Origin of the sequence: Kitasatospora sp. NPDC096077 (genome assembly GCF_040303245.1) — a bacterium.
Taxonomy (GTDB): domain Bacteria; phylum Actinomycetota; class Actinomycetes; order Streptomycetales; family Streptomycetaceae; genus Kitasatospora.
Genome location: NZ_JBEOSV010000138.1, coordinates 1 through 4,020 on the forward strand (window position 1 = coordinate 1; position 4,020 = coordinate 4,020).

The 4,020-nt window shown below is 72.7% G+C and carries 4 protein-coding genes; 1 reads left to right on the forward strand and 3 read right to left on the reverse strand.

Features of this window, described 5'->3' with window-relative positions:
• The 3 genes from ABTZ03_RS44035 to ABTZ03_RS44045 form a co-directional block, all read right to left on the reverse strand.
• The coding region (locus ABTZ03_RS44035; RefSeq protein ID WP_350518913.1) for a heavy metal translocating P-type ATPase at positions 1-1,268 on the reverse strand (1,268 nt) is incomplete at its 3' end.
• A gap of 101 nt (positions 1,269-1,369) precedes the next feature.
• Positions 1,370-1,588 carry a heavy-metal-associated domain-containing protein gene (locus ABTZ03_RS44040; protein ID WP_350518914.1) on the reverse strand — a complete coding sequence of 73 codons (219 nt, stop codon included), beginning with the start codon at positions 1,586-1,588 and terminating at the stop codon, positions 1,370-1,372.
• Positions 1,589-1,724: 136 nt separating this feature from the next.
• Positions 1,725-2,666, reverse strand: coding sequence for a PrsW family intramembrane metalloprotease (locus ABTZ03_RS44045; protein ID WP_350518915.1), 942 nt, complete (start codon positions 2,664-2,666; stop codon positions 1,725-1,727).
• Positions 2,667-2,750: 84 nt separating this feature from the next.
• Here ABTZ03_RS44045 and ABTZ03_RS44050 point away from each other — a divergent pair, with 84 nt between their 5' ends.
• Complete coding sequence (locus ABTZ03_RS44050; RefSeq protein ID WP_350518916.1) at positions 2,751-3,875, forward strand: PP2C family protein-serine/threonine phosphatase; 1,125 nt, start codon at positions 2,751-2,753, stop codon at positions 3,873-3,875.
• Positions 3,876-4,020: the final 145 nt, after the last annotated feature.

A 4,020-nucleotide genomic window follows, 5' to 3' on the forward strand; every position in this document is an offset into this window, starting at 1 on the left:
GCGCCGCGGCCGGTGCCGACCAGCAGTGCGGTCGGGGTGGCCAGGCCGAGGGCGCACGGGCAGGCGATGATCAGCACGGCCACGGCGGCGGTGAACGCCTCGGTGGGGCTGTCGGTCGCCAGCAGCCAGCCGACCAGGGTGGCCAGGGCGATCAGGATGACCACCGGGACGAAGACCGCGGAGATCCGGTCGGCCAGCCGCTGGGCGGCGGCCTTGCCGTTCTGGGCGTCCTCGACCAGCCTGGCCATCCGGGCCAGCTGGGTGTCCGCGCCGACCCGGGTCGCCTCGACCACCAGCCGGCCGCCCGCGTTGACGGTCGCCCCGGTGACGGTGTCCCCGACGGCGACCTCGACCGGCACGGACTCGCCGGTGAGCATCGAGGCGTCCACCGCGGAGCTGCCCTCGACCACCGTGCCGTCGGTGGCGACCTTCTCGCCGGGGCGCACCACGAAGCGCGTGCCGACGGTCAGCCGCTCCACCGGCAGCCGGACCTCGCGGCCGCCCTGGAGGACGGCGACGTCCTTGGCGCCCAGGTCGAGCAGGGCGCGCAGGGCGGCGCCGGCCCGGCGCTTGGAGCGGGCCTCCAGGTGGCGGCCGAACAGGATCAGCACGGTGACGGCGGCGGCGGTCTCCAGGTAGAGGGTGGCCGCGGGGTCGGTGGCGCCGATCGCCAGCGAGAAGTCGTGGCGCATCCCGGGCATCCCGGCGTGGCCCCAGAACAGGGCCCAGCAGGACCAGCCGAAGGCGGCCAGGGTGCCGAGCGAGACCAGGGTGTCCATGGTCGCGGCGCCGTGCTTGAGGTTGGTCCAGGCGGCGCGGTGGAAGGGCAGGCCGCCGTGGACGACGACCGGGCCGGTGAGGGCGAAGGCCAGCCACTGCCAGTTGGTGAACTGCAGGGCCGGGACCATCGAGAGCAGCACCACGGGGAGGCTGAGCAGGGCGCTGATCTGCAGGCGCTCGCGCAGCGGGTCGGGTTCCTCGGGTTCCTCGGGGGCCGCGGCGGGCTGCTCGGTGGCGACGGGGGCCGGGGGCGGCGGGAGTTCGGCGGTGTAGCCGGTCCGCTCGACGGTGGCGATCAGGTCGGCGACCGTGACGCCGGGGCTGTAGTCGACCCGGGCCTTCTCGGTGGCGAAGTTGACGGCGGCCTCGACGCCGTCCATCCGGTTGAGTTTCTTCTCGATCCGGGCGGCGCAGGAGGCGCAGGTCATCCCGCCGATCGACAGCTCGACCCGGTCCCGTGCCTCGACGCCGGGGGCGGAGGTGGTCATGCGGTGGGCTCCTCGGTGGGTCCGTGCGGCGGGTCCGTGCGGTGGGTCGGTGCGGCGGGGGTCCGTGCTGCCGGGCCCCCGCCGCACCGGTCCGGGGCGGCTCAGGCGGTGCGGCCGACCAGTTCGTAGCCGGCCTCGTCGATCGCGGCGCGGATCTCGTCCTCGACCAGCGGGGCGGCGGAGGAGACCGTGACGGTGCCGGCCTGGGCGTCGGCGGCGACCTCGGTGACACCGGCCAGGGCGGAGAGCTCCTCGCTGATCGCCTTCTCGCAGTGGCCGCAGCTCATGCCGGACACGGTGTAGGTGATGGTGGTGGACATCGGGGGCCTCCGGTCGGTGCGGGGTGCTGGTTGCCGCTCTCTTGTTCGTCAACCTCGTTCGTCAACACCATACCCCTAAGGGGTATTTCCCGGAGAGGGTGGGTGAGGAGGATCGCATCGTAGGCGACGGCGACCGTCAGGCCGGGGAGGAGGAGTACTGCGCCGGGATCGGCGCCGTGGGCTCGCTCCGGACCAGCAGCCGTAGCCAGAGCAGCCCGCCCAAGGAGACCACGAGCAGGCCGGCGGTGTCGTAGACGGTGTACAGGTGGACCTGCACGCTGGAAGGGTTCGGCATGTAGCCCAGGTCGAACAGGGCGCGCTGGAAGTCGCTGGTGGTGGTCCGGGCGACCAGCCAGACCGCGATGCCGCTCGTGCTGTCCCAGAGCGCGTGCAGCAGCGATACGCCCAGGTAGGTGAGGAGCAGCGGGGCGGTGAGGCGGAACCGGCCGCCGCGCCGCTCGCGGAACAGCACCCCGCCGATGATCGCCGTCCACAGGATGTGGCCGACCGGCGCCAGCACCCCGCGCAGGATCTCGGTCTCCACCAGGTCGTCGAGCGAGAGTCCTTGGATGCTCAGCACGGCATTGAACGCGTATCCAGCGCTCTCGAACGCCGCGAAGCCCGCGCCGACCGTGGCGCCCAGCACCAGTCCGTACCGCAGGCCGCCGACCCGCAGTCGCCGGCAGACCAGAACCAGCGCGGCCAGCTTGACCGCCTCCTCGATCAGGCCGACGCCGACGTACATCCAGACCGAGGGGGAGAGCAGGTAGGACTCCAGCACCGAGGCGCCCAGGACGCCGATCACCCCGCCGATGCCGAAGCAGGCGAAGATCAGGCCCGGGCCGAGGTCGGCCGCGTAGCGCTCGTAGGCCCAGATCACCACCGTCGCCGGGACGAGGAAGCTGCCGAGCAGCACGATCGTCGGGACCAGGTTGCTGTTGTCGGTGAAGAAGGTCACCAGGACGGTGCAGACCCAGAGCAGCAGGCCGGTCAGGAAGAACTTGACCCAGTGGTGGGGCCGGGCGGTCGCCCGGACGGGGGGTGAGGTGATGCGCGGAGTGGGTCGGTATCCGGACACCGGACAGGGCCTCCTCTGAGTGACCGCTTTGGTCGAACTTTATGACAAATCAGGCATTTAGGTAATGTTCGGTATGTGTTCCGGATGCACCGCGCCCAGTCGCCCACCACGCCGGCCCTGCAGGCCATCGACCTCCAGAACCTGCCGTTCCGGCGGCGGGCCGCACCGGCGCTGCTCGCCGTCCTGCTGGTCGCGCTCGCGGACCTCCTCTCCGGCAAGGACCGGTACCTCGCACCGCTGATGACCGTGGTCCCGGCGGTCGCCGCGCTCACCCTCAAGCCCGGCGAGCTGCTCGCCGTCTGCGCGGTCGGGCTGATCGCGGTCTTCGGGCTCAGCCACTACGACCAGGTCGACAACATCAACGACGCCCGCTTCCTTTACGGTGCGATGGTCAGCTATCTGGTGTTGACGCTCTTCTCGGCCTGGGTGGCGCGGATCCGGATGCGGCGGGCGGCCGCCTTCGCGGCGGTCAGCTCGGTCGCCGAGGCCGCCCAGCGGGCCCTGCTGCGGCTGCCCGGGCCGGCCGTCGGGCCGCTGCGGCTCGCCGTGCGGTACGTGTCCGCCGCGGACGCCTCGCGGATCGGCGGGGACCTCTACTCGGTGCTGGAGACGCCGCACGGCACCCGGGTCGCGGTCGGGGACGTCCGGGGCAAGGGGCTGGCCGCGGTGCAGACCGCGGCCGTGGTGCTCGGGGCCTTCCGGGAGGCCGCGTACGACGAGGCGGGACTGCGGGGGGTCGCGGCGCGGATCGAGGCCAGCGTCGAACGGCACGTGCCGGACGGGGAGTTCACCACCGCGCTGTTCGCGGAGTTCCGCGCGCCCGGGCAGATGGAGCTGCTGCAGTACGGGCACGTGGCGCCGATCCGGGTCGACGGGGAGGGGCGGGTGCACGTGCTGGACGCGCCCGACCCCTGGGTGCCGCTGGGGCTCGGGCGGCTGGCGACGGGGGAACCGACCACCTGGGGGCAGCCGTTCGGGGCCGAGGACGTGCTGGTGCTGTACACGGACGGGGTGATCGAGGCCCGGCACCGCAGGAGCGGGGAGTTCTACCCGCTGGCGGAGCGGGTCGGGCCGCTGGTGCAGGGGGCCGCGCGCTCGGCGGGGGAGCTGGAGGCGGCGGTGGAGCGGGTCTACGCGGACCTGTTGGCGCACACGGGTGGGGAGTTGCGGGACGACGCGCTGTTGCTGTTGATCACGCGGACGGATTGATCGAGGGGCGGAGGGTGGCTGCGGGCGCGCGGGCGGGGCCGCGCGCCCGCGGGGGATGCTCTTATGGATGTCAAGCAGCGGTGGTGAGCTGCTCGGCGGTGATGGATGTAGTGCTGGGTGTGGTCAGGACCTGGTAGATCTCGCG

What these genes read in the sequence shown, in the direction of transcription:
- ABTZ03_RS44040 (WP_350518914.1), bottom strand. Translation starts at nt 1,588, where the DNA reads ATGTCCACCACCATCACCTACACCGTGTCCGGCATGAGCTGCGGCCAC.
- ABTZ03_RS44050 (WP_350518916.1), top strand. Translation starts at nt 2,751, where the DNA reads ATGCACCGCGCCCAGTCGCCCACCACGCCGGCCCTGCAGGCCATCGAC.